Genomic DNA, 23,444 nt, shown 5'->3' on the forward strand with positions numbered 1-23,444 from the left:
CCCACGATCCGCACCGGCACCCCCGTACGCTGCACGCGTGCACAGAGGCGAGCCGCAGCTCCTCGTCGACGCCACCGCCGTCCCCGCGGACCGCGGTGGCGTCGGTCGCTACGTGGATTCCTTGTTGGCCGCGCTCGACCAGGACGGCGCGCAGCTGAGCGTCGCCTGCCAGCCGCGGGACGCCGCGCTGTACGGCAGGCTCGCCCCGAACAGCCGGATCATCCCCGCGGCGGAGGCCGTCGCGACCCGCACCGCCCGCCTCACCTGGGAGCAGACGACGCTGCCCCGGCTGGTGCGCAGGCTCGGCGCGCAGGTGCTGCACTCGCCGCACTACACGACGCCGCTGGCGAACCCGGCGGCGTCGGTGGTCACGCTGCACGACGCCACGTTCTTCACCGACCCGGCGCTGCACTCGCCGGTGAAAGCCCGCTTCTTCCGCTCCTGGACGAAGGCCGCGCTGCGCCGCGCCACCCTGTGCGTGGTGCCGAGCGAAGCCACCGCCGACGAGCTCGCCCGCAGCGCCGGGGCCGACCGCTCGGCGATGCACGTGATGTACCACGGCGTCGACCCCGAGCACTTCCACCCGCCGTCGCCCCCGGAGATCGCGGCCGTGCGGGACCGGCTGGGCCTGCACGACCAGCCGTACGTGGCGTTCCTCGGCGCCCTCGAACCGCGCAAGAACGTGCCCGCGCTGATCAAGGGCTTCACGATGGCCGGCCGCGGCCGCTCCGACGACCCCGCGCTGGTGCTGGCCGGTCAGCCCGGCTGGGACACCAGGGTCGAGCGGGCGCTGGAAGCGGTGCCGCACCGCGTGCGGGTGATCCGCGCCGGGTACGTGCCGTTCGCCGAGTTACCCGGTTTCCTCGGCGGCGCGCACGTCGTCGCGTACCCGAGCATCGGCGAGGGCTTCGGGCTGCCCGTGCTGGAGGCGATGGCCTGCGGCGCTGCGGTGCTCACCACCGGACGGCTCAGCCTGCCCGAGGTCGGCGGGGACGCCGTCGCCTACTGCGGGGTGCGGCCCGCCGAGATCGCCACCGGGCTCACCGGGCTGCTCGACGACCCGGCCCGCCGCGCCGCGCTCTCGGCCGCCGCGCAGCGCCGCGCCAAGGAGTTCACCTGGGCCGCGTGCGCGGCGCAGCACCGCGAGGCCTACTCCCGTGCGCACCACCTGCACCGCCGCAGCCGCTGACGGGGCCTCACCGCCCCGCGGCCGCCGAGCGCCGTTCGGCAGAATGTCCGGGCGTGACCGCCTCTTCCCGCAGCCATGGCGACGAGCTCGCCATCGTCATCGTGACCTACTCGCCCGGCGAGACCCTCGACCGCAACCTCGACTCGATCCGCGCTGCCACCGAACGCCCGGTGCGGGTGGTCCTGGCCGACAACGGGTCGACGGACGGGGAACCGGAACGCGCCGCCGAGACCCGCTCCGAGGTCGAATTCCTGCCGACCGGGGCGAACCTCGGCTACGGCGGGGGAGCGAACCGCGGGGTGGCGGCCCTCGGCGAGGAGTACGGCTGGGTGGTGATCAGCAACGCCGACGTCGAATGGGCGCCGGGTGCGCTGGACGAACTGCTGGCCGCGGCCGAGCGCTGGCCGCGCGGTGGCGCCTTCGGTCCGCTGATCAACGAGCCCGACGGCACCGTCTACCCGTCCGCGCGGCTGCTGCCCTCGCTGGGGCGGGGAGCGGGGCACGCGGTGTTCGGCCGGATCTGGCCGGGCAACCCGTGGACCCGCGCCTACCGGCAGTCCGAGGCGGTCGTCGAAGAGCGCACCGCGGGCTGGCTGTCCGGCTCCTGCCTGCTGCTGCGCCGCGAGGCGTTCGACGGCATCGACGGCTTCGACCCGCGCTACTTCATGTACTTCGAAGACGTGGACCTGGGGGACCGGCTCGCCCGCAAGGGCTGGCTGAACGTGTTCGTGCCCAGCGCGCGGATCACGCACATCGGCGGGCACGCCACCTCCAGCGCACCGGCGAAGATGCTGGTGGAGCACCACCGCAGCGCCTACCGGTACCTCGCGGACCGGCACCGGGGCGCGGTGTGGGCGCCGCTGCGGCTGGCGCTGCGGGCCGCGCTGGCCGTGCGGGCGCGGCTGGAAGTGCGGGCGCGCGGGAAGTAGCCGGGCGGGGCGGCGCGAGCTCCGCGCCGCCCGTCGAGCCACCGCTAGTACTGCTGGCGGGCCGCGCGGGAGCCGAGCGGGCCGAACTGGCCCTCGGTGCGCTGCGCTTGATACGGGTTCGGCGGCAGCTGCTGGCCGAAGTCCTCCTCGGGCCAGCCGTACGGGTCGTTCCGGCCGCCCTGCTGCTGGCCCGGCTGCTGCTGCCCGCCCTGCTGCGGGGACTGCTGCTGCCCCGACTGCTGCCCGCCCTGCTGGCCGGACTGCGGCCTGCCCTGCTGGTCACCGCCCTGCTGCGGCCGGTTCTGGGGTTGCCCGCCCTGCTGTCCCGACTGCTGCCCCGACTGCTGCTGAGCGCCCTGCCGGGCCTGCCCCTGCTGCCCGGTCTGCTGCGGCCGCTGCTCGGCGCGCTGCTGCGGCCAGGCCGCCTGCTGCTGCGATCCGTGCTGCTGCTGGGGCTGCTGCTGCGACGTGGGCTGCGGGATCGCCGTCGTCGCGTCCGCGTCGACCTGCGCGTGGTCGGCGGCGGCGATCACGGTGCGCGGGATTCGCACGGTCGTCGAGGCGTCCATCGGCGAGGTGGCGCTGTCCGGTGTCACGACGAACGCGCCCCGTGCCCGCGCACGAGCAAGTGTTTCGTCGGCTCGGTCCCGCGGGTCCATAGCGGTGCCTCTCCATGCTTTCGCCGTCGGGTTCTCGGCCGCGTCGCGGCCGTCGCGCTACCGCGGGGCGCCGTCGAGGAGCTCGGTGCGCCGCGGTCCCTTCGTGTTGTCGCCGTTCCGCGGCAAGGTATGCGTGCCCTGTCCGCGTCCCGGCACGGGGTTCGACTTCGGTCCGCGCCGTGGCGCGGCGTTCGGTCCTGCTCCGCTGCTTCGCACTGTATCCGCCGTTGCCGTTCCGGGTCCGGTATCGGCGGTGGTCGGGCGCCCGGTGTCGTCGCGGCGCGACGATCATCGTGCCACCACCGGGAGCGCGTCCGCGACGCCGAGGTGGGGTGGAGCCGCGGTCGTTCGGTCGAGTTCGGGGGCGGCCGTCCGGACCCGGGACCTCGCCGCGCCGTCGCGGCGGCCGTCCCGCGCGTGCCACCGGGAGGATGGGGGGTGTGCTGCCGTGCCGGGGCGCCGTGCTCGCGGAACGGACCGGTAGTGACCGATTCCACTGAGCCGGAACCCGGTCTCCATTATGCCGCCGTCGTTGTCACAGTATTCCCCCCAACGGGTTTTCGTCAGGATCTACCGGACGCGCTCGGCACCGGAGCGGGGAAGCCCCCGCCGCCGATGACCGCGGCCGCGTGCCGGTACCGGATGCCGGGACGAGCCCGGCGCGAGGAAGGAGGTCCGGTATGACCGCCGGTCCCGATGGTTCGCCCGGCCCGCTGCGCGACGCGGAGGCGGTGGTGCTCGTCGGCGGCAAGGGCATGCGCCTGCGCCCCCTGACGCTGTCCGCGCCGAAGCCGATGCTGCCCACCGCCGGGGTGCCGTTCCTGAGCCACCTGCTGGCGCGGATCCGGGCGGCCGGCATCCGGCACGTCGTGCTCGGCACCTCCTACAAGGCCGAGGTGTTCGCCGAGCACTTCGGCGACGGCTCCGAGTTCGGCCTGGAGCTGGAGTACGTCGTCGAGGACGAGCCGCTGGACACCGCGGGCGCCATCCGCAACGTGGCGCACCTGCTGCGGGAGAAGGACGTGCTGGTGTTCAACGGCGACATCCTCTCCGGCCTCGACCTGCGCTCCCTCGTCGAGACCCACCGCGCCGGCGCGGCCGAGGTGACGCTGCACCTGGTGAAGGTGGCGGACCCGCGCCAGTTCGGCTGCGTGCCCACCGACGGCGACGGCCGGGTCACCGCGTTCCTGGAGAAGACCGAGGATCCGCCGGTCGACCAGATCAACGCCGGTTGCTACGTGTTCCGCCGCTCCGTGATCGAGGACATCCCGGCCGGTCGCCGGGTGTCGGTGGAGCGCGAGACCTTCCCGGGGCTGCTGGCCGCCGGGGCCCGGTTGCAGGGGCACGTGGACTCCTCGTACTGGCTGGACATGGGCACGCCCGCCGCCTACGTCCGCGGGTCGGCGGACCTGGTGCGCGGTGAGCTGCCGTCCGCGGCGCTGCCCGGCACCCCGGGCGAGGCCTTGCTGCTGCCCGGTGCGGACGTCGCCGCGGACGCCGTGGTCGACGGCGGCAGCACCATCGGCGCGGGCGCGGTCGTCGCGGAACGCGCCCGGATCACCGGCTCGATGGTGTTCGACGGCGCGCGGATCGGGGCCGAGACCGAGGTGGACGGTTGCGTGATCGGCGCCGGGGCCCGCATCGGTGCGGGGGTGGCGCTGCGCGGCGCGGTGATCGGCGACGGCGCGGTGATCGGCGACGAGTGCGAGCTGCTGGACGGCGCCCGGGTGTGGCCCGGCGTGGAGATCCCCGCCGGTGGCGTGCGGTTCTCGGCGGACCGGAGATGACCTGATGCGCACCACCTGGCAGCCGCCCGGCCCGCTGGACCTCCCGCAGGTGCTGTCCCCGCTGCGCCGCGGCAGCGGTGATCCCGCCAGCGCGGTGGAGGAGTCCGGTGCGTGGTGGCTGGCGTCGACCACCGCGCACGGCCCCGGGACGCTGCGGCTCGCCGCCGACCCGGCGGGCGCGGTCGTCGCCGAAGCGTGGGGCGAGGGCGCGGAACCGCTGCTGGCCCAGGTGCCGGAGCTGCTCGGCGCGGCCGACGACGACGGCGGGTTCGTGCCCGTGCACGACGCGGTCCGGCGCGGCGCGCGGGCCGCCCGCGGCCTCCGGCTCTGCGCCACCGGGCGGGTGTGGGACGTGCTGGTCGCCGCGGTGTTGGAGCAGAAGGTCACCAACCGGGAGGCGTGGCGGTCCTGGCGCGAGCTGTGCCGCCGGTTCGGCACTCCCGCGACCGGTCCGGCGCCGCGCGGGCTGTGCGCGCCGCCGAGCCCCCGGCAGCTGCGGGAGATCCGGGACTGGGAGTGGCACCGGGCGGGCGTGGACGGTGCTCGGCGGCGCACCCTGATCGCCGCGGCCGGCGTGGCGCACCGCCTGGAGCGGGCCGTGGAGCTGGGCGGGGAGCCGGGACGCGCGCTGCTCCAGCACCTCCCCGGCATCGGGCCGTGGACGGCGGCGGAGGTCGCGCAGCGCGCCTGGGGCGACCCGGACGCGGTCAGCGTCGGCGACTACCACCTGTCGACGATCGTCGGGATCGGGCTCGCAGGACGGCCGATGGACGACGCGGAGATGCTCGACGCGCTCGCCCCGTACGCGGGCCAGCGGCACCGGGCGGTGCGCTACCTCGGCGCCGCCGGGGTCCGGCGCCCCCGGTTCGGGCCGCGGCTGCCGCCCCGCGACTACCGCGTGCTGTGAGCCCCTGTCGGCCCGCTTCTGTTGCGACTACCGCGTGCTCTGCGGCGCCAGGTGCGGGCGGGCGGCGGCCAGCAGCGGGCCCAGGTCGGACTCCGCGGGCAGCGCGTCGATCGGCCACCAGCGCAGGTCCAGCGACTCGTCGCTGCGCACCGGCTCGGCGCCCGCGGGCGCGCGCACCAGGTACCGCACGTCGAAGTGCCGCGTCGGCACGCCCAGCGAGCAGGTGATCGGGTGCACGTCCAGGTGCACCGGTTCCGCCGAGACCGACAAGCCGTCGATCCCGGACTCCTCGGTGGCCTCCCGCAGTGCGGCGCCCGCCAGCGAGGTGTCCTCCGGTTCGCAGTGCCCGCCGAGCTGCAGCCACTTCCCGACCCGCGGGTGCAGGGTGAGCAGCACGTGCTCCCCGGCCGCGTCCAGCAGCACCGCCGACGCCGTCACGTGCCCCGGCGCGCAGGCGCGCAGGCACGCGTCCTCGCGCGCGTCGAGCAGCGCCAGGAACGCGTGCCGCAGCGCCTCCTGCCCGTCGCCGGACGGCCGCCATCCGCGCAGCACCTGTTCCGCGTCCGCGTGCAACACCTCGGCCCCCACGGCCGAACCTCCTCGCGCTCGCACCCGCTCACTCGGCGGGACCTGCGGTGATGTCAGAGTTCCAGCAGCCCGTCGTCCAGCTCGCGCGGCGGCCGCGGGCCGCCGACCGGCTCGGCCGGGTGCCCGACGGCCACCGCGCCCAGCGGTTCCCACGACTCCGGCAGCTCCAGCGCCGACCGCACCACGTCGGGGCAGAACATCGTCGAGGACACCCAGCAGGAGGCGAGCTCCTCCGCGGCCAGCGACACCAGCAGCCCCTGCACGGCGGCACCGCCCGCGACGGTGAACATCTCCCGCTCCGCGGCGGTGCGCCGCGCGTCCGGGTAGTCGTGCGCGCCGTCGCGGACCAGGAACGGCAGCACCAGTTCCGGGGCCGCGTACAGCAGGTCGCCGCGGCCCACCCGGCGCTGCGCGGAAGCCTCCTCGCGGCCGTCGCCGCGCAGGTCCGCCAGCCACGCCGTGCGCATCGCGTCCAGCAGCTTCGCCCGCAGCGGCCGGTCCCGCAGCCACACGAACCGCACCGGGCGGGTGTGGTGCGGGGCGGGCGCGGTCAGCGCGGCGGCCACGGCGCGGCGCACCGGTTCCTCGGCCACCGGTTCCGCGCTGAACGAGCGCACCGAGCGGCGCAGCAGCACCGCTTCCCGGCGGCCCTGCGCGATGGCCTCGTCGGTGCCGAGCCGGAACAGGTCGTGCTCCACCGGCCGCGCCAGGTCCCGCGCCGAGGAACCGTCGTCCTCGGTGCTCAGCCCGCGCAGCACCGCCACCGGCACGCCGCCGAGCTTGCCCTTCACCAGGTCCGCGGCGGCGGCGACCTCGTCGGCGATGGCGACCTCGGTGACGGCCAGCTCGTTGCCCTGCGCGTCGATGCTGCCCGCGTACCGGTGCAGCACCCGCAGTCCGGCCGCGCCGATCGCCGCGTCGGTCTGCCCGTTGCGCCAGGTCCGCCCCATCGTGTCGGTGATCACCACGCCGACCTGCACGCCCAGCCGGTCGGCCAGGCCGGCGCGCAGCCTGCGCGCCGAGGCGTCCGGGTCCTCCGGCAGCAGCGCGATCCGGTCCAGCGCCACGTTCGAGGCGTCCACCCCGGAGGCGGCCTGCACGATGCCCAGCTTGTTCCGCGTGATCAGCGTGTTCCGGAACCGCGCCAGCACCTCGGTCGCCTCGGAGCGCACCAGCTCGCGGCGCAGCCGCTCCCGCTCCTCCGGGTCGCGCGGGGTGCGCACCACCCGGCCCTCGACCTTCGAGACGACCTTGCTGGTGACCACCACGACGTCCCCGTCGGACAACCACGGCGCGCTCGCCGCGATGGAGGCCGCCACGTCGTCGCCGGGCCCGAACTCGGGCAGCCCGGTCACCGCGAACAGCTGGAGCCCGGCGGTCGCCGCGTGATCCCTCATGACCCCTCCGGAACCGAGAGCCCGGCCGCGTCGAACGCGGCCCGAGCCATCTCCGCCGTCGCGTCCACGTCGGACATCAGCAGCGGCACGTCCCGCACCGCCACGCCGGGCACGTCGGCGGTGTCGCCGGTGTGCACCAGCCACGCGTCGAGCACGCCGTCGGCGGACTCCGCGCGGGAGCCGTAGAGCCTGCCGACCGCCTCGGCGGAGGTCTCCACGCCGATCGCGGTCAGGCAGGCGTCGGCCATGCCGCGCAGCGGGCGGCCGCCGATGATCGGGGACACGCCCACCACGGGCGCCGCCGTCGAGCGCAGCGCCTCCCGGAAACCGGGCACCGCGAGCAGCGTCCCCACGCTCACCACCGGGTTCGACGGCGCGACCAGCACCACGTCGGCCCCGGAGATCGCCTCGGCGACCCCCGGTGCGAGCGAAGCCTCCTCGGCGCCGACCGGCACGATGGCGCCCGCGGCGGGTTCGGCGCGGTGGCGCACCCACCACTCCTGGAAGTGCACCGCGGTCGGCTCGCCGGTGGCCGGGTCCTCGATCGCCACGTGCGTCTCGACCCGGTCGTCGCTGACCGGCAGCAGCCGCACCCCGGGCCGCCAGCGGTCGCACAGCGCCTCGGTCACCGCGGACAGCGGGTAGCCGGCGCGCAGCATCCGGGACCGCACCAGGTGGGTGGCGATGTCCCGGTCGCCCAGCCCGAACCAGCTCGGTTCGGCGCCGTAGGCGGCCAGCTCCTCCTTCACCGACCACGTCTCGCCGACGCGGCCCCACCCCTTCTCGGTGTCGATGCCGTCGCCGAGGGTGTACATGCAGGTGTCCAGGTCCGGGCAGACCCGCAGCCCGTGCATCCACACGTCGTCGCCGATGTTGACCACGGCGGTCACCTCGTGCGGGGACCCGCCGTCGCCTTCGCCGAGCGCGGGCATGCCCAGCGCCGCCTTGACCCCCAGCAGGAACCGCGCCCCGCCGACTCCACCGACCAGTGCTACGACCTTCACCCCGCGATCCTCGCACGCGGGCGGGGGCGTCCGAGGCCGGACCGGTGTCCGCTGCGTCACCGGCGGGGCCCGCGGATCAGAACTCCCAGAAGCGGAACGACTCCTGGCCCAGCAGCGCCAGCACCGGTTCGCCACCGACGAGGCCGAAGACGAGGTAGGCCAGCGAGAAGAACGCCCGGCCCACGAACGGCACCGCGAACAGCAGCAGGAACAGCACCAGCGGCGCCCACGGCCGCGCCTTCTCGCCGAGCTCCCGCGCCCGGTACGACAGCCACGGCTCGATCGCGCCGTACCCGTCCAGGCCCGGGATCGGCAGGATGTTCAGCACGAACGCGATCACCTGCAGGAACGCCAGGTAGGACAGCCCGGTGGACAGCCCCTGCGGCATCGGCACCAGCTGCACCGCGGCCGTGATCAGCATCCCGAGCACCAGGTTCGTCAGCGGGCCGGCCAGCGAGACCATCGACTCGACGCGCCGGTTCCGCAGCGCGTGGTGGTTGATCCACACCGCCCCGCCGGGCAGCGGGATGCCACCGGCGATCACGAAGAGCAACGGCAGCACGATGCTGAGTACCGGATCGGTGTAACGGCGGGGGTCCAGCGTCAGGTAGCCCTTCGCCGGGACCGAGAGGTCGCCGCCCCGGTACGCGGTGATCGCGTGGCCGAATTCGTGCAGGCACAGCGACGTGGCCCACCCGCCGAGGACGATCAGCACGATGCCGGTGGTCCGGGCGAACGACTGGTCCACGGTGGCCAGGACGCCACCGAGCACCGTCGCGCCGAGCAGGGCCAGGAACAGGGGGCTCACTCGCGTGTTCACCCCACCAGTGTCCCCGGTCGGCCCCGGCCGCCGGGTGCCGACGGGTGAAAAGTCGCGATCCGCGCTGCGCGGCGCCGCCACCTGGCGTATCGGCCCGCCGACAAAAGAGTGCCGGAGTTGCGTCATGCGGCGGGAGCGGTGGGGTCCCTCAACGGGTTGGCTCCGCTTGACCGAGTGGAGCTACACCGGTGTAATCACAGCGGTGTCATTCTCCGCTGAAATGATTGCTCGGCGGCGGGTTCGCCGGGCGGTCCACCGCAGAGCGGTCGGCCGCCGGCGGTGAATCCCGGCGAATCGTCCGGTTCGGTTTTCCACCTCGTGGATTTTCCGCCTGCCGGATTTCGAGCGGAGGCCGGGGAAAGGGAGCCCCGGAAGGTGGCCATGGTCGGACGGGCGGGCCCGGTGAGAGGGCCGGTGCGCTGCCCGGGCGGCGACGCGGGGCGCGGTGCGCCTCACGTCCGGAGTGCATCCCGAACGGTCCTGGGGAGGGCCGCAGGGAACGGGAGCGATCGGGGGAGGACCAATGTGGGAGACAGGTCAAGCCCACCTGATGGAACAGGGCCGCTTGATGGAACAGAGTCATCCGCTGCTTCAGGGGAACCTGGTGCAATGGGGGGATCGGCAGGAATCCGAGACCACGGATGCCGATGTGCTCGCTCAGCTCTTCGAACTGGGTGAGCCGGAACAGGAGTGGCAGGAGCGCGCATTGTGCGCGCAAACCGATCCGGAGGCCTTCTTCCCGGAGAAGGGCGGCTCCACTCGCGAGGCCAAACGCATCTGCGCGGGCTGCGAGGTCCGGTCCGAATGCCTGGAGTACGCGCTGGAGCACGACGAGCGCTTCGGCATCTGGGGCGGGCTGTCCGAGCGGGAGCGCCGCCGCCTCAAGCGACGCGCGGTGTGAAGCCGGGCCCGCGCCCGCAGGTCCGGAGGGGCCGGCGGCGCGCCGGGCCCGGCTCCGCACCGGAGGCATCCGTCCCGGACCGGCCTGCGGTGATCACCTGAGACACCTGCGCGGACGCCCGTCCCGGTTCGGAGACAGGCTCTGAGGTTTCCGGCTCCCGTCCACTACCGTCGTGCGGTGATCGCACCACGGCAGGGGAGGACACTGTGGCCGGGACCGCGCCGCGCCTGAACACCGCGCCCGCACTGGCGGTGCTGGTGTGCCACGACGGCGACCGCCGGTTGCCCGAGGTGCTGGCCGCGCTGCGCGAGCTCACCGTCCGGCCGCGGCATCTGCTCGCGGTGGACACCGGTTCCACCGACGGCACCGCGGACCTGCTGGCGGGCGCCTCCGACCTGGTGGACGGGGTGCTCGACCTGCCGCCGGAGACCGGGTTCGGCGCCGCGGTCGCGGCGGCCACCGAGCACGCCGTCGCCCGCTGGGGCGATCCGGGCCGCTGGTTGTGGCTGCTGCACGACGATTCCGCGCCCGAGCCGGACTGCCTGCGCCGGCTGCTGGACGTCGCCGAGCTCGATTCGGCCGCGGCCGTGCTGGGGCCGCTCGGCCTGGACTGGGACGATCCGCGGCTCGTGGTGGACGCCGGGTTGTCCACCGACGCCTCCGGGCACCGGCAGACCGGCATCGGGGCTGCCGAGGTCGATCCGGAGCTCGCCTGGGCGGAGGCCGATGCGGGCGGGGATGTCGCCGGGGACCCGGGTCGGGACGGTGCGGGACGGGACGATCCGGAACGGCCCACGCCCGAGCGGGCCGAGAACGAGCGGGCCGAGAACGAGCGGGCCGAGAACGAGCGCGCCGGGGCCGAGACCGGGACCGAACCGGCCGGGACCGAACGCTCGGCGACCGAGCACCTCGCGACCGAGCGAACCCGGACCGAGGAATCCCGGACCGAGGAACCCGGGACCGAGCGAGCCGAACGATCCGGGATCGAACCCGCGGAGGCAGGGGCTGCGGAGGAGGCGGCCGAAGCGACCGGGACCGGAACGACCGGATCGCAGCGCGGGACGGGCTCGACCGGGACCGAACCCGCCGCCGCGGAAGCCGGGGACGAACCCGCCGCGGCCGCGAGCACCGCGCCCCGGGCCGCCGGGTCCACATCGGACGATCGGCGCCCGGCCCCCACCGACGTCCGCGTCGTCTCCGAAGTCCTGGCCGTCTCCACCGCCGGCGCCCTGGTCCGCCGAGAGGTCTTCGAGCGGCTCGGCGGCTTCGACCCGGCCCTGCCGCTGGGCTTCGACGACATCGACTTCGGCTGGCGCACCAACTCCGACGGGCACCTGGTGCTGTGCGTGCCGAGCGCCCGGATGCGCCACGCGGGCGCGCTGCGCACCGGCGACCGGGAACCCGACGCGACCGGGCGCGGGCTGCGGGCCGCCGAGCGCGTCGGCGGGGTGCGCACCTTCCTGGCCAACGCGCCGCTCCGGTCGTTCCTGCTCGGCGTGCCGCGGCTCGCGCTGCTGGTGCTGCTGCGCGCCGCCGGGTTCGGGCTGCTGTGGCGGCGCCGGGACGCGGCCGCCGAACTCGCCGCGTTCACCGCGCTGGTCACCGGCCGGATGGGGCTGCGCTCGGCGCGCGCCGAGCGGCGCGCCACCACCGCGGAACCGTCCGGGGTGCGCGGCCTGCTCACCAGCCGGGTGACGCGGTTGCGCAACGGGTTCCGGGCCGCGTTCGCCGGGCTGGTGCGGGAGCGGGTGCGCCGCGAGGTGGTGCTCGGCCGAACCCCCGCCGCGCTCGGGCCCGCGCGGGTCACACCGGTGGCCGCCGCGCCGCGTTCCGTCGGCCCCGCCGCGCTCCCCGCCGGGGCGCTCGGCACCCGCAGGCGCAGCGTCGGCGGCCTGCGCCGCCCCACCGGACCCGTGGTGGTGCCGGTGGCGGCCGCGCCCGCGGAGGAGGAGCAGCGGCGGCCCTCCCCGGTGCCGCGCGACGCGAGCTCCGCACCGGAACCGGATCGCAGGCTGCTGCTGGTGCAGGTGGACCGGCGCCGGGTGCTGCGGGAACTGGTGCTGGCGCCGCCGGTGGTGCTCGCGGTGGTGCTCACCGCGATCGCGCTGGTCACGCACGGCCTGGTCGCCGAGCACGCCCGGTTCGGCGCCGAGCTGCAGGGCGGCCGGCTGTTCGCGGCCGTCGACCTCGGTTCGACCTGGCGGGAGTACCTGGCTTCCTGGCACCCGGTCAACGGTGGCACCGGCTCGCCCGCACCGGCCTCGCTGCTGGTGCTGGCGCTGCTGGGCACGGTGCTGGCGCCGCTCGGCGGGCCGCAGGCGGTGGTGGCGCTGCTGCTGCTGTTCGGCGTGCCGCTGGCCGGGCTCACCGCGTACGCCGCGACCCGCACGCTGCCGATGCGCGGGAGGCACCGGGCGCTCGCCGCGGGTGCCTACGCGCTGCTGCCGCTGGCCACGTCCGCCGCCGGGCAGGGCCGGCTCGACGTGGTGGTCGCGCACGTCCTGGTCCCGCCGCTGCTGGCGGGCATCGCCTCCGTGATCGGGCTGACCAGGCTGGCGATGCTCGCCCAGTCCCGGCACTGGCTGGGCACGGCCTGCGCGACGGCGCTCGGCCTGGCCGTGCTGGGCGCGTTCGCCCCGCTGGTGCAGGCGCTGCTGGTGGTGCTGGCGCTGCTCGGGTTCGTGGCGGTGCCCGGCGAGGCGCGGCGGGCGCGGCGCCGGATGGCCGGGTTGGCCGCGCTGGTGCTGCTGCCGATCGTCTGCCTGCTGCCGTGGCCGGTCGTGCTGGTGCGGCACCCGGAGCTGCTGCTGCACGGCCTCGGCGCGCGGGTCACCGAGCTGCCCGCCGGGTGGTGGCCGCTGCTGCTGAGCGCCGACGGGGATCCGGCGACCTGGGCCGGCGGGCTGCTCGTGCTGGTGGCGCTGCTGGCCGCGGTGCTCGCCCCGCGCCCGGCGATGGTCCCGGGCGCGGTGACCGCGGTCGCCGGGTGGGCGGTGGCCTTCGCCGTGGACCGGATCGCGATGACCCCGGTGGCGGGCGGGCCGGCCAGCACCGGCGGAACCGGAGCTCCGCTGGTGGTGGCCGCGGCCGGGTTGCTGTGGACGGCGCTGTCCGCGGGACCGCTGCCGGTGCGGGTGCCGCGCCGGGTCCTCGCGGCCGCGTTGACCGGGACGCTGCTGCTCGCCGGGGTGAGCGCGGTGCTCGCCGGGCGCGGGCCGCTGCGGGTGGCACCGACGGGCGGGACCCCGGCGCTGGCCGCCGAGCTCGACGGGCCCGGCGGCATGCTGCTCGTCGAGCGCGGCCCGGCCCCGGCCCGGCTGGTCGAGGGCCGCGCGCCGCACTTCGGCGATGACGAACTGGTGCCGGTGCCTGCGGCGATGCGCTGGTTGCGGGAGGTCGAGGCGGACCTGCTCTCCGGCGACCCGCAGCGGGTGCGGACCGCGCTGGCCACCGCAGCGGCCCGCGGCACCGGCCACGTGGCGGTGCCGGACGCGGCGACCGCGGACCGGGTGCGGTCGGCGGCCGGGGACCTCGTCGCCGACCACGGCGAGCTCGGCGACGGCACCCCCGTGCTGCGGGTGCTGCTGCCGTCCGGCCCGGTGCAGCTGCTCGGCCCCGACCTGGCTCGGCAGTCGCGGCTGGCGGGTACGCCGTCCCCGCAGGCCCGGCCGCTGGGCGTGCCCGCGACGCTGCCGGAGGTAGCGGTGCGCGTCTCGGACGGCGGGGTGGGCCGGGTGCTGCTGCTCGCCGCCGAGCACGAACCCGGCTGGCACGCGCTGATCGACGGGCGGGAGGCGCCGCTGGCCGAGGGCTGGGGACACCAGGTCGCGGTGCCGGTGCCGGAATCGGCGAGCGAGGTCCGGGTCGGCTACGGCGACTCGTCCCGCACCGCGCTGCTCGTGGTGCAGGCCGCGGCCATCCTGTTCACCGCCATCGGCGCGCTGCCGTCCCGCCGCCGCTCCGACGAGTCCTGAACCGCCGGGCGGGGCCGGTCAGCAGGGCCTCACTGGCCTTCGATGACGTCCGGGTCGAGGCCCAGGTAGGTGGCGACCTGCTCGATGAGCACGTCGTGCAGCAGGTCGGCCATGTCCTGGCCGTCGCGGGCGCGGGCCTCCAGCGGCCTGCGGTAGAGCACGATGCGCGCGCGGGTCGGCAGCCCGCGGCGGTCCACCCCGGCGGGGACGAGCCGCGCCAGCGGCACGTTCGCGTCCACCACCACGTCGTCGTCCCAGACGACCTTCTCGGGGGCGGTGACCTGGACCTCGGGCACCTCGTCGACGGCCACGTCGAGCTCGGTCAGCTCGGCGTGCCAGCGCTGCTCGATCGGTTCCAGGGCTTCCAGCACGATCGCGTCGAACCGCTGCGAACGGCTGCGCGCGACCGGGACCGACGACGGGTACAGGGGGCCGCGCAGGCCGCGCCCTCGACGATCCCGCCGGGCGAGCGTCCGGCGCCGATATCCACGTGCGGTCACCACGGGCTGAGGGTACGCCCTCAGGACCGCCGCGGGGATGCCCGTTCGGGTCGCCTCTCGGCACCGGAGGTGAGCACGCGACGTCACCGGACTGCCCGACACCCGTTCAGCGCAGCGCGAACAAGGTCCGCCACCTGCGCGAACCCGCCGGTGAGCGGCGTGCGCGCCCGAAGATCGGGATCGGGGCGCGCGGACGTTTCCGCGTGCCTCCGGCGCGGGCTGGACGGGGGGCGCTATCGTGCCAGTCGTGCGGAGCGTGAGGCGGTGCTCGCGGACCGGGTGTACCAACCCGGCCGTTGCGACGCTTACGTATGCCTATGCGGACTCGACCGCGGTGGTCGGACCGCTCGCCACGTATGCGGAGCCCCACAGCTACGACCTGTGCGAGGAGCACGCGTTGCGGCTGACGGTGCCGAAGGGCTGGGAGGTCGTCCGGTACGAGGGCGAGTTCTCGTTGCCGGAAGGTTCCGCGGACGACCTGACCGCGCTGGCCGAGGCGGTCCGCGAAGCGGGGCGCTCGGACCGGCCGGTGGATCCGCCGGACTTCTCCGTGGGCGGTGGCAGGCGAGGTCACCTGCGGGCGCTGCCCGACCCCCGCGACGATTAGGGGATCCCGAACGTGACGTGCCGCTCGTGGCCGTCGGGAGCTCTCCGCAAGATCACCGATCGCCGGTAGGCTCGGACCGCAGCGAGGTTGGCCGGACTACGTAGGGATGTGCAGCGTGCGGGACCTGTCGGAGATCGTCAAGGCGTACGACATCCGCGGGGTGGTGGATGAGCAGCTCGACGCCGACGTCGTTCGGGAGATCGGTGCCGCGTTCACCAGGCTCGTCGGCGGTCCGGCCGTCGTCGTCGGGCACGACATGCGGGACTCCTCGCCGGGGTTGGCCGCCGCGTTCGCCGAGGGCGTCACCGGGCAGGGCGTCGACGTGATCTCCATCGGCTTGGCCAGCACCGACATGCTCTACTTCGCCTCCGGCACGCTGGAGCTGCCGGGCGCCATGTTCACCGCCAGCCACAACCCGGCCCGCTACAACGGCATCAAGCTGTGCCGGGCGGGCGCCGCACCGGTCGGCCAGGACAGCGGGCTGTCGGAGATCCAGGAGCTCGTCTCGCACGGCGTTCCCGAGTTCCTGGGTGCGAAGGGCAGCGCCTCCGAGCGGGACATGCTCGCCGAGTACGCGGAGTTCCTGCGCGGCCTGGTGGACCTGAGCGGGATCCGGCCGCTGAAGGTCGTCGTCGACGCCGGGAACGGCATGGCCGGTCACACGGTGCCGAAGGTGTTCGACGGCCTGCCCGTCGAGGTGGTGCCGATGTACTTCGAGCTGGACGGCGACTTCCCGAACCACGAGGCGAACCCGCTGGACCCGGCGAACCTGGTGGACCTGCAGGCGAAGGTGCGCGAGGTCGGCGCCGACGCCGGGCTGGCCTTCGACGGCGACGCGGACCGCTGCTTCGTGGTGGACGAGAACGCCGACCCGGTGGCGCCGAGCGCGATCACCGCGCTGGTCGCGGTGCGCGAGCTGGCGAAGGAACCGGGCGCGACCGTCATCCACAACCTGATCACCTCGCACGCGGTGCCGGAGATCGTCGCCGAGCGGGGCGGCAAGCCGGTGCGCACCCGCGTCGGGCACTCGTTCATCAAGCAGACCATGGCCGAGACCGGCGCCATCTTCGGCGGCGAGCACTCGGCGCACTACTACTTCCGGGACTTCTGGAAGGCCGACTCCGGCATGCTGGCCGCGCTGCACGTGCTGGCCGCGCTGGGCGGTCAGGACGGCGCGCTGTCCGGGCTGATGGCCGAGTACTCCCGCTACGCCGCCTCCGGCGAGATCAACTCGACGGTGGACGACCAGGCCGGGCGGATGAGCGCCGTGGCCGAAACCTACCGGGAACGTTCCGGTGCTCGAATCGACGAGCTCGACGGGCTTACCGTGGAGCTGGCGGACGGCTCCTGGTTCAACATCCGGCCTTCGAACACCGAGCCGCTGCTGCGGTTGAACGTGGAGGCGCCGGACGCCGCCGCGGTCGCCGCGCTGCGCGACGAGGTGCTCGCCGTGGTGCGGGGCTGACCGAGTGATACCGCCCGCTGGGCGTGGACCGGGTGTGGACTCAGGAGGGAACGTGGCCGTGGCCCTGGAACCGACATTGCTGGAGATCCTCGCCTGCCCGGCACCGGATCACGGCGCGCTGCGCGCCGAGGGCGGCACCGCGCAGGACGAGTACTTGACGTGCACTTCGTGCGGCCGCGGCTACCCGGTGCGGGACGGCATCCCGGTGCTGCTGGTCGACGAGGCCGTCGGCGGCCCCGAGGATCCTGGCTCGACCGGGGAGAGGTGACCTCCGGTGCTCGACGACAGCCTCTTCGACGATCCCGACCGGCTCACCGAGGCCGACTCGCGCGGGCTGTTGCGATCCGCGGCGCTCGCGGGTGCGCAGGTGCGGGCGGCCGCGGAGACCGTGCAGGAGATCGGTTTCGACGACCTCGCCGACGGCAGGCCGCGCTCGCTGGTGCTGATCTCCCGGCCCGGCCTCGGCCCGTCCGCGTGCGGGGTGCTGGCCGCGCTGGCCGGCCCGTCCTGCCCGGTCCCGGTGATCGTGGCCGAGTCGGTCCCGGTGTGGGTGGGACCGCTGGACGTGGTGTTCGCGCACACCCCGGACCCGGGTGATCCGACGCTGGCCGAAGGGGTGGCGACCGCGACCCGGCGGGGCGCCTCGATGGTGCTGGCCGCCCCGGCCGACGGACCGGTGGCCGCGTCCGGCGCGGGCCGGGCGAAGGTGGTGCCGCCGCGGATCCCGGTGCCGGACGAGCTGACGTTCGCGCACGTGTTCACGGTGGGCCTCAGCGTGCTCGTCGCGCTCGGGCTGCTGCGCTGCGACACCGATCAGCTGGCCGACGAGCTGGACCGGGAGGCGGAACGCGCCCACCCCGGGCAGGAACCGCTGATGAACCCGGCGAAGTCGCTGGCGCTGCGGCTCGCCGACCACGAGGCGCTGCTGTGGGGCGTGGACCTGACCGCCACCGCCGTCGCCGGGCACGGCTCCTACGCGTTGGGCGTGCACGCGGGCCTCGCCTGCGACGTGGCGAGCCACGCGCAGGCCACCACCCGGCACGCGCTGTACCGCTCGGTGCGCGACACCGGCTCGGACCTGTTCGCCGACCCGGACGAGGACGGCGGCGCGACTCCCCGGGTCTTCCTGATCAGCACCCGGCACGACGAGCGCTCGGAGGCGGACGAACGCACCGCGACCCGATCGCTGCCGGGCGCGGACCTGGTCGCCCCCGGCGAGTCGGCGCGGGCCGACGCGGTGCTGCGGGCCGCGGTGCTCGCGTTGCGGTTCGATCTCGCCGCGGTCTACCTGGGCCTCGCGGCGGGCACGCTCGGAGGTCCGGGCAGGCAGGCACTGGCCGTGCACTGACCGGACGGGGCGAACCCTGGGTGATTGCCGGGGACGTCCCTGGTGCACTGGTGGCGGAGAGGCGATGTCCTGGTTCCAGGGTCGGCGCCCTACGGTGCTGGTCCGAGGATGCGTGCGCGCCTGACCAGCGGTGAAGAGAGCGAGAAGGACTGTGGAGTTACTGCGGAACGCGGTGCGCCCCTACGCGTGGGGCTCGCGTACCGCCATCGCCGATCTGCTCGGCCGGCCCGTTCCCACTCCGCACCCCGAGGCAGAACTGTGGATGGGCGCGCACCCGGGCGACCCGTCGAAGCTGGTGCGCCCGGACGGCAGCGAGGAATCGCTGCTGGACCTGCTCGACGCGGACCCGGCGCACCACCTCGGCGAGGTGTGCACCGACCGGTGGGGCAGCAGGCTGCCGTTCCTGCTCAAGGTGCTCGCCGCGAACGAGCCGCTGAGCCTGCAGGCGCACCCGTCCGCGGAACAGGCCGCGGAAGGCTTCGAGCGGGAGGAGCGCGCGGGCATCCCGCGCAACGCGCCGAACCGGAACTACCCGGACCCCACGGCGAAGCCGGAGCTGGTCTGCGCGCTCACCGAGTTCCACGCGCTCGCCGGTTTCCGGGAGGCGCACCGCACGGTGCGGTTGCTGGGCGAGCTGGACGTGCCGACGCTGCGCCCGCACACCGCGCTGCTGGCGGCGCAGCCGGACGCCGACGGGCTGCGCGCGCTGTTCACCACGTGGATCACGCTGCCCGAGCACTACCTGCGGGGGCTGCTGCCGGAACTGCTCGACGCCTGCGTGCGGCACGTGCGCGAGCACGGCGAGTTCGCGCTGGAGTGCCGCACGGTGCTGGAGCTGGGGGAGGCGTACCCGAACGACGCGGGCGTGCTGGCGAGCCTGCTGCTGAACCGGTTGGTGCTGCAGCCGGGCGAGGCGATCTACCTGCCCGCCGGCAACCTGCACGCCTACCTGCAGGGCACCGGGGTGGAGATCCTGGCGAACTCGGACAACATCCTGCGCTGCGGGCTCACCCCGAAGCACGTGGACGTGCCGGAGCTGCTGCGGGTGCTGGACTTCACCTGCGGGGACATGCGGGTGCACAAGGGCGAGTCGCTGGACGGGAACCTCACCGTCTACCAGACGCCCGCCGAGGAGTTCCGGCTGTCCAGGGTGGACTGGTCCCCGGCGAACTCGACCGCGGTGCGGCTGGACTCGGACGGTCCGCAGATCCTGCTGTGCACGAAGGGCGCGTTGCGGCTGACCGCGCAGCGCCCCGGCGCGGAACCGGCCGAGCTGGAGCTGGGGAAGGGCCAGTCGGTGTGGCTGGCGGCCTCGGACCCGGCGGTGCTGGCGAGCCCGGTGTGCCCGGACGGGACGGCGCAGGTGTTCCGCGCGGCCGCGGGCACCTAGCGGGCGCGAATCCGCTCATACCTGCTCCGTCCGGGTGATCGTGGCGGTAGATTCCCCGCGGAACGCAAGGAATCGAACTCGGGAGCGGTGCGTGTCAGCAGGTGGCGGAACCAAAGCGATCCTGGCGGCGCTGGCCGCGAACGCGGGCATCGCCGTGGCCAAGTTCGGCGGATTCCTGTTCACCGGGTCCTCCTCGATGCTGGCGGAGTCGGTGCACTCGGTGGCCGACACCTCGAACCAGGGCCTGCTGCTGCTCGGGCAGAAGACCTCGGTGCGCAGGCCCACCGCGGAGCACCCGTTCGGCTACGGGCGGGACCGCTACTTCTACTCGTTCGTCGTGGCGCTGCTGCTGTTCAGCCTCGGTTCGGTGTTCGCGCTGTACGAGGGCGTGCACAAGATCCAGCACCCGGAGCCGTTGACCTCGCCGCTCGTGGCGGTGGTGATCCTGCTGGTGGCGATCGCGCTGGAGTCCTACAGCTTCACCACCGCGATCAAGGAGTCCCGCGCCATCAAGGGCGAGCTGAGCTGGTGGCAGTTCATCCGGCAGGCCAAGACCCCGGAGCTGCCGGTGGTGCTGCTGGAGGACGCGGGCGCGCTGCTCGGCCTGGCGTTCGCGCTCGGCGGCGTGGGGCTGGCGGTGCTGACCGGGAACCCGGTGTTCGACGGCGTCGGCACGGTCTGCATCGGCCTGCTGCTCGGCGTGATCGCGGTGATCCTGATCGTCGAGACGAAGAGCCTGCTGATTGGGGAGGGCGCGAGCCGGTCGGTGCTGGACGAGGTCGTCGGCGAGCTGCGCGGTGGCCGGGTGCGGCGCGTCATCCACATCCGCACCCAGTACCTCGGCCCGGACGAGCTGCTCGTCGCCGCGAAGATCGCCCTGGTGCCGTCGCTGGACGTGGCGGAGGTCGCAGCGGAGATCGACGCCGCCGAGGCGCGGGTGCGGGCGAAGGTTCCCGCGGTGCGGCTGATCTACCTCGAACCGGATCTGGACCGCGGAGCGGTCTCGGAACCGGCGGTGGATCCGGGTTCCGTGACGGACTCGGGACCGTCGATCGAGCCGCCTCGGGACTGATTCGCCGCAGATCTTCCTCTGTTCGCGGGGGCTTTCCCGATGATCTGCGGATAACCGGGAAATTGTGCCACCGGGCGCCGGTCTACCTGCAATGACACCGCTGCTGTGTGCGGACTGTGATCGCTTGGAGGCATTTGGCGGATCAACTTGTCCTCCGGGTGGACGGGGCGGTCACAGAGCATTAACGAATCGCGACCCCCACACTGTTTCCTAGCTAATCCGGTGCAACACTCCCCCGCTAGGGTGCGTTCCACCATTCGGGTTGGAAGAGGAGGGCGACAGTGCCAGGGACCGGGCTGTGGCGAACGAAGACGGTCGAGCAATCGATCAAAGACACCGATGAGCCGGACACGAAGCTCCGAAAGAACCTCGGTGCCTGGGACCTGATGGTCTTCGGCGTCTCGGTCGTCATCGGTGCGGGGATCTTCACGCTCGCCGCCTCCACAGCGGGGGACGTGACCGGCCCGTCGGTATCGCTGTCCTTCGTCTTCGCGGCGATCGCCTGCGGGCTCGCCGCGGTCTGCTACGCGGAGTTCGCCTCGACCGTGCCGGTCGCGGGCAGCGCGTACACGTATTCGTACGCGACGTTCGGCGAGTTCATCGCCTGGATCATCGGCTGGGACCTGATCCTGGAGTTCGCGGTCGCCGCCGCGGCCGTCAGCAAGGGCTGGTCCAGCTACCTGCAGCAGGTGCTGCAGCTCATCGGGATCAACGGGGTCCCGACGAAGTTCGAGCTCGGGCCGCTGCAGTTCGACTGGGGCGCGCTGCTGCTGATCGCCGGGCTCACCGCGGTGCTCGCGCTGGGCACCAAGCTGTCGGCGCGGGTCAGCCTCGTGATCAGCGCCCTCAAGGTGTTCGTGGTGCTGCTGGTCGTCGTGGTCGGGCTGTCCTACATCAACCCGTCCAACTACACGCCGTTCATCCCGCCGGCCGAGTCCGGCGCGGAGGACGCCTCCAAGCTGGACCAGTCGCTGCTGTCGCTGCTGCTGGGCGGTGAGACGAGCAGCTTCGGCGTCTTCGGCCTGCTCGCCGGTGCCTCGCTGGTGTTCTTCGCGTTCATCGGCTTCGACGTCGTCGCCACCACCGCGGAGGAGACCCGCAACCCGCAGCGCGACGCGCCGCGCGGCATCTTCGGCTCGCTGGCCATCGTCACCGTGCTGTACGTGGCCGTCGCCGTCGTGGTGACCGGCATGGTCAACTTCAAGGACCTGGCCACCGTGAACGGTGAGAAGGCCACGCTGGCGACCGCCTTCCAGCTCAACGGCGTCACCTGGGCCGCCGGGGTCATCACGGTCGGCGCGCTCGCCGGCCTCACCACCGTCGTCATGGTCATGTTCCTCGGCCAGGTGCGGATCCTGTTCGCCATGTCCCGCGACGGGCTGCTGCCGCGCGGGCTGGCCAAGACCCACGAGGAGCACGGCACCCCGGTGCGGGCGACGCTGCTCGTCGGCGGCATCGTGGCGCTGGCCGCGGCGTTCTTCCCGGCGGACAAGCTGGAGGAGATGGTCAACGTCGGCACGCTGTTCGCGTTCATCCTGGTGTCCGCCGGCGTGATCATCCTGCGTCGCTCGCGGCCGGACCTGCCGCGCGGTTTCCGGGCGCCGCTGGTGCCGCTGATCCCGATCCTGGCGATCATCGCCTGCCTGTGGCTGATGCTGAACCTGACCGCGCTGACCTGGGTGCGGTTCATCGTCTGGATGATCGCGGGCGTGGTGGTGTACTTCCTGTACAGCCGCAAGCACTCGCGGCTCGGCCAGCAGCAGCGGGAGGTCGCCGCGGGCGGCTCCGTCTGATCCGCCGTTCGCGCGCAGCGGGCCCGTTCCCCTCCGGGGGAGCGGGCCCGCTTCGTTGCGCGCCCCGGCCGCGCGGAGTGCACGCTTGGCATCTACTTGCCGATGTGCGTACACTTTCCATATGGAAAATGAATCGAACGCCTCCGGACGCGACCAGCTCGGCCAGCTCGACCAGGTCGCCGACGCGCGCCGCCGCATCGCCACCCACGTCGGGTTCTCCACCGCCTACTGGGTGGTCTACGGCGTCCTGCTCGTCGTGCTGGCCGGACTGCCGATCTGGATGGACCTGCTGGGCGCGGACTACAGCGCCTACCTGTCGTGGGGATTCGCTGTGATCGCCATCGGCTCGGCCTTCTTCACCGCCGCCCGGCGCCGCCGCTCCGGCGTCTACCTGTCCAAGCGCATCGGCTCCTACCCCGGCGCCCGGCCGTTCTGGCTGGCCGCGCTCGGCATCACCGCGGTCGGCTTCGGCGCCATCGCAGTGCTGGTCAGGTACCAGCAGCAGGGGATCGCGCTGCTGGTGCTGCCCGTCGTGGCCGTCGCGGTGTTCGCGGCGCAGGTGAAGACCCGGGCGGCGATGCGGCGCGACCTCGAAGAAGGCCGGGTCCGGCCGTGACGGGTGCGCACCACGAAGGCGACGGGCGCCAACCCCTCTTCGAGACCGGGCCCAGGCTGGCGCTGTGCGCTCTGCTGCAAGGCGCCGAGTGGGTCGACTTCGCGACCGCCCGGGACATGCTGGGCGTCAGCGACTCCGTCCTGTCCAAGCACAGCCGGGCGCTCGAAGAAGCCGGCCACCTCGAAGTGCGCAAGGGCTCCGTCGGGCGCAGGCCGCGGACCTGGTTCCGGCTCACCCCGGAAGGCAGGACCGCGATCAGCAACCACCTGAACTGGCTCTCCGGCCTCCGGGCGGCTTTGGACGGGGAGCGGTGAGGTGGTCCTGCTGCGAGGGGGACGGGGGGCGGAACGTCACCACCTGTCTTCGAACCCTGCCCCGCGGGTCCCGCGTCCTGTCAGCGGCGAAGCCGCTGGGCCGCCGACCGCCGAAGCAGCCCGACCACCGGCGGGTTCTCAGCGGTTCCCCCGCGAGGACGGCGATTTCGCTGTGCATGGACGT

General features: G+C 74.1%; 21 protein-coding genes. 15 read left to right on the plus strand and 6 right to left on the minus strand.

The features are described 5' to 3' along the window. Positions 1-37: 37 nt before the first annotated feature. Both H1226_RS04330 and H1226_RS04335 read left to right on the plus strand, forming a co-directional pair. Positions 38-1,189 carry a glycosyltransferase family 4 protein gene (locus H1226_RS04330; protein WP_224959291.1) on the plus strand — a complete coding sequence of 384 codons (1,152 nt, stop codon included), beginning with the start codon at positions 38-40 and terminating at the stop codon, positions 1,187-1,189. Between the two features lie 53 nt (positions 1,190-1,242). After that, on the plus strand, positions 1,243-2,118 hold the full coding sequence (locus H1226_RS04335) for a glycosyltransferase family 2 protein (RefSeq protein ID WP_258347317.1): 876 nt from the start codon (positions 1,243-1,245) through the stop codon (positions 2,116-2,118). Positions 2,119-2,162: 44 nt separating this feature from the next. Here H1226_RS04335 and H1226_RS04340 read toward each other — a convergent pair whose 3' ends face one another. Continuing rightward, positions 2,163-2,714, minus strand: coding sequence for a hypothetical protein (locus tag H1226_RS04340; protein ID WP_258347327.1), 552 nt, complete (start codon positions 2,712-2,714; stop codon positions 2,163-2,165). 743 nt (positions 2,715-3,457) lie between these two features. Between H1226_RS04340 and H1226_RS04345 the strand changes: the two genes are divergently transcribed. Continuing rightward, positions 3,458-4,564, plus strand: a complete 1,107-nt coding sequence (locus H1226_RS04345) for a mannose-1-phosphate guanylyltransferase (protein ID WP_258347329.1) — start codon at positions 3,458-3,460, stop codon at positions 4,562-4,564. Between the two features lie 4 nt (positions 4,565-4,568). Next, on the plus strand, positions 4,569-5,471 hold the full coding sequence (locus H1226_RS04350; RefSeq protein WP_258347330.1) for a DNA-3-methyladenine glycosylase family protein: 903 nt from the start codon (positions 4,569-4,571) through the stop codon (positions 5,469-5,471). Positions 5,472-5,498: 27 nt separating this feature from the next. Here the strand turns inward: H1226_RS04350 and H1226_RS04355 are convergent, their stop codons facing one another. From H1226_RS04355 to H1226_RS04370, 4 genes are all read right to left on the minus strand, one after another. Then, complete coding sequence (locus tag H1226_RS04355) at positions 5,499-6,059, minus strand: NUDIX hydrolase (protein ID WP_373690011.1); 561 nt, start codon at positions 6,057-6,059, stop codon at positions 5,499-5,501. 53 nt (positions 6,060-6,112) lie between these two features. Beyond that, positions 6,113-7,456: a coenzyme F420-0:L-glutamate ligase gene (locus H1226_RS04360; protein ID WP_224967525.1), complete on the minus strand. Its 1,344-nt coding sequence runs from the start codon at positions 7,454-7,456 to the stop codon at positions 6,113-6,115. Beyond that, complete coding sequence (gene cofD, locus H1226_RS04365; RefSeq protein WP_224967523.1) at positions 7,453-8,460, minus strand: 2-phospho-L-lactate transferase; 1,008 nt, start codon at positions 8,458-8,460, stop codon at positions 7,453-7,455. Before cofD ends, H1226_RS04360 begins: the two co-directional genes overlap by 4 nt. A gap of 76 nt (positions 8,461-8,536) precedes the next feature. Next, the gene (locus H1226_RS04370; protein ID WP_224959281.1) at positions 8,537-9,280 is read right to left on the minus strand and encodes a site-2 protease family protein; all 744 of its coding nucleotides are present in this window, start codon (positions 9,278-9,280) and stop codon (positions 8,537-8,539) included. A gap of 568 nt (positions 9,281-9,848) precedes the next feature. On the opposite strand from H1226_RS04370, the gene H1226_RS04375 reads away from it, so the two are divergent. Together H1226_RS04375 and H1226_RS04380 are read left to right on the plus strand one after the other, a co-directional pair. Further along, the gene (locus tag H1226_RS04375; protein WP_224959299.1) at positions 9,849-10,181 is read left to right on the plus strand and encodes a WhiB family transcriptional regulator; all 333 of its coding nucleotides are present in this window, start codon (positions 9,849-9,851) and stop codon (positions 10,179-10,181) included. 206 nt (positions 10,182-10,387) lie between these two features. After that, on the plus strand, positions 10,388-14,155 hold the full coding sequence (locus H1226_RS04380; RefSeq protein ID WP_258347346.1) for a glycosyltransferase: 3,768 nt from the start codon (positions 10,388-10,390) through the stop codon (positions 14,153-14,155). Positions 14,156-14,184: 29 nt separating this feature from the next. On the opposite strand, the gene H1226_RS04385 is transcribed toward H1226_RS04380, so the two are convergent. After that, positions 14,185-14,658: a metallopeptidase family protein gene (locus tag H1226_RS04385; RefSeq protein ID WP_184482313.1), complete on the minus strand. Its 474-nt coding sequence runs from the start codon at positions 14,656-14,658 to the stop codon at positions 14,185-14,187. A 244-nt stretch (positions 14,659-14,902) separates the two neighbouring features. Here H1226_RS04385 and H1226_RS04390 point away from each other — a divergent pair, with 244 nt between their 5' ends. The 9 genes from H1226_RS04390 (at position 14,903) to H1226_RS04430 (ending at position 23,260) form a co-directional block, all read left to right on the plus strand. Continuing rightward, the gene (locus tag H1226_RS04390; RefSeq protein ID WP_224959277.1) at positions 14,903-15,262 is read left to right on the plus strand and encodes a DUF3499 domain-containing protein; all 360 of its coding nucleotides are present in this window, start codon (positions 14,903-14,905) and stop codon (positions 15,260-15,262) included. A gap of 115 nt (positions 15,263-15,377) precedes the next feature. Beyond that, positions 15,378-16,727: a phosphomannomutase/phosphoglucomutase gene (locus H1226_RS04395; RefSeq protein WP_258347364.1), complete on the plus strand. Its 1,350-nt coding sequence runs from the start codon at positions 15,378-15,380 to the stop codon at positions 16,725-16,727. Between the two features lie 52 nt (positions 16,728-16,779). Further along, positions 16,780-16,995, plus strand: coding sequence for a Trm112 family protein (locus tag H1226_RS04400; protein WP_224959273.1), 216 nt, complete (start codon positions 16,780-16,782; stop codon positions 16,993-16,995). Between the two features lie 6 nt (positions 16,996-17,001). Next, complete coding sequence (locus H1226_RS04405; RefSeq protein WP_258347365.1) at positions 17,002-18,075, plus strand: hypothetical protein; 1,074 nt, start codon at positions 17,002-17,004, stop codon at positions 18,073-18,075. 151 nt (positions 18,076-18,226) lie between these two features. Next, positions 18,227-19,465 carry a mannose-6-phosphate isomerase, class I gene (manA, locus tag H1226_RS04410; protein WP_224959270.1) on the plus strand — a complete coding sequence of 413 codons (1,239 nt, stop codon included), beginning with the start codon at positions 18,227-18,229 and terminating at the stop codon, positions 19,463-19,465. 91 nt (positions 19,466-19,556) lie between these two features. Beyond that, positions 19,557-20,537 carry a cation diffusion facilitator family transporter gene (locus H1226_RS04415; protein ID WP_258347366.1) on the plus strand — a complete coding sequence of 327 codons (981 nt, stop codon included), beginning with the start codon at positions 19,557-19,559 and terminating at the stop codon, positions 20,535-20,537. A gap of 281 nt (positions 20,538-20,818) precedes the next feature. Continuing rightward, the gene (locus H1226_RS04420; protein WP_258347367.1) at positions 20,819-22,330 is read left to right on the plus strand and encodes an amino acid permease; all 1,512 of its coding nucleotides are present in this window, start codon (positions 20,819-20,821) and stop codon (positions 22,328-22,330) included. Between the two features lie 121 nt (positions 22,331-22,451). Further along, positions 22,452-22,946: a hypothetical protein gene (locus tag H1226_RS04425; protein ID WP_258347369.1), complete on the plus strand. Its 495-nt coding sequence runs from the start codon at positions 22,452-22,454 to the stop codon at positions 22,944-22,946. Next, positions 22,943-23,260, plus strand: a complete 318-nt coding sequence (locus tag H1226_RS04430) for a winged helix-turn-helix domain-containing protein (RefSeq protein ID WP_258347371.1) — start codon at positions 22,943-22,945, stop codon at positions 23,258-23,260. Before H1226_RS04425 ends, H1226_RS04430 begins: the two co-directional genes overlap by 4 nt. The last annotated feature ends 184 nt before the right edge of the window (positions 23,261-23,444 follow it).

The organism is Saccharopolyspora gregorii, from assembly GCF_024734405.1.
Taxonomy (GTDB): Bacteria; Actinomycetota; Actinomycetes; order Mycobacteriales; family Pseudonocardiaceae; genus Saccharopolyspora_C; species Saccharopolyspora_C gregorii.

Coding starts and splice junctions, on each gene's coding strand:
- H1226_RS04345 (WP_258347329.1), top strand. CDS start 3,458: ATGACCGCCGGTCCCGATGGTTCGCCCGGCCCGCTGCGCGACGCGGAG.
- H1226_RS04350 (WP_258347330.1), top strand. CDS start 4,569: ATGCGCACCACCTGGCAGCCGCCCGGCCCGCTGGACCTCCCGCAGGTG.
- H1226_RS04360 (WP_224967525.1), bottom strand. CDS start 7,456: ATGAGGGATCACGCGGCGACCGCCGGGCTCCAGCTGTTCGCGGTGACC.
- H1226_RS04375 (WP_224959299.1), top strand. CDS start 9,849: ATGGAACAGAGTCATCCGCTGCTTCAGGGGAACCTGGTGCAATGGGGG.
- H1226_RS04425 (WP_258347369.1), top strand. CDS start 22,452: ATGGAAAATGAATCGAACGCCTCCGGACGCGACCAGCTCGGCCAGCTC.